1 protein-coding gene is annotated in these 1,275 nt (G+C 53.5%); it reads left to right on the forward strand.

Annotation, left to right across the window (positions count from 1 at the left end):
- Positions 1-65 precede the first annotated feature (65 nt).
- Positions 66-1,228 (forward strand): IS3-like element IS3 family transposase gene (locus A39O_RS38300; RefSeq protein WP_211211569.1). Its coding sequence is split into 2 segments (ribosomal slippage): positions 66-324 and positions 324-1,228, totalling 1,164 coding nucleotides; the frame shifts between segments, so codons are not numbered across the junction.
- Positions 1,229-1,275 lie beyond the last annotated feature (47 nt).

A 1,275-nucleotide genomic window follows, 5' to 3' on the forward strand; every position in this document is an offset into this window, starting at 1 on the left:
TGATCTTACCCAGCAATAGTGGACACGCGGCTAAGTGAGTAAACTCTCAGTCAGAGGTGACTCACATGACAAAAACAGTATCAACCAGTAAAAAACCCCGTAAACAGCATTCGCCTGAATTTCGCAGTGAAGCCCTGAAGCTTGCTGAACGCATCGGTGTTACTGCCGCAGCCCGTGAACTCAGCCTGTATGAATCACAACTCTACAACTGGCGCAGTAAACAGCAAAATCAGCAGACGTCTTCTGAACGTGAACTGGAGATGTCTACCGAGATTGCACGTCTCAAACGCCAGCTGGCAGAACGGGATGAAGAGCTGGCTATCCTCCAAAAGGCCGCGACATACTTCGCGAAGCGCCTGAAATGAAGTATGTCTTTATTGAAAAACATCAGGCTGAGTTCAGCATCAAAGCAATGTGCCGCGTGCTCCGGGTGGCCCGCAGCGGCTGGTATACGTGGTGTCAGCGGCGGACAAGGATAAGCACGCGTCAGCAGTTCCGCCAACACTGCGACAGCGTTGTCCTCGCGGCTTTTACCCGGTCAAAACAGCGTTACNGTGCCCCACGCCTGACGGATGAACTGCGTGCTCAGGGTTACCCCTTTAACGTAAAAACCGTGGCGGCAAGCCTGCGCCGTCAGGGACTGAGGGCAAAGGCCTCCCGGAAGTTCAGCCCGGTCAGCTACCGCGCACACGGCCTGCCTGTGTCAGAAAATCTGTTGGAGCAGGATTTTTACGCCAGTGGCCCGAACCAGAAGTGGGCAGGAGACATCACGTACTTACGTACAGATGAAGGCTGGCTGTATCTGGCAGTGGTCATTGACCTGTGGTCACGTGCCGTTATTGGCTGGTCAATGTCGCCACGCATGACGGCGCAACTGGCCTGCGATGCCCTGCAGATGGCGCTGTGGCGGCGTAAGAGGCCCCGGAACGTTATCGTTCACACGGACCGTGGAGGCCAGTACTGTTCAGCAGATTATCAGGCGCAACTGAAGCGGCATAATCTGCGTGGAAGTATGAGCGCAAAAGGTTGCTGCTACGATAATGCCTGCGTGGAAAGCTTCTTTCATTCGCTGAAAGTGGAATGTATCCATGGAGAACACTTTATCAGCCGGGAAATAATGCGGGCAACGGTGTTTAATTATATCGAATGTGATTACAATCGGTGGCGGCGGCACAGTTGGTGTGGCGGCCTCAGTCCGGAACAATTTGAAAACAAGAACCTCGCTTAGGCCTGTGTCCATATTACGTGGGTAGGATCATAAAGTCCTCGGGTCGT

The sequence above is a fragment of the Lamprocystis purpurea DSM 4197 genome, assembly GCF_000379525.1.
GTDB classification, from domain to species: Bacteria; Pseudomonadota; Gammaproteobacteria; order Chromatiales; family Chromatiaceae; genus Thiodictyon; species Thiodictyon purpureum.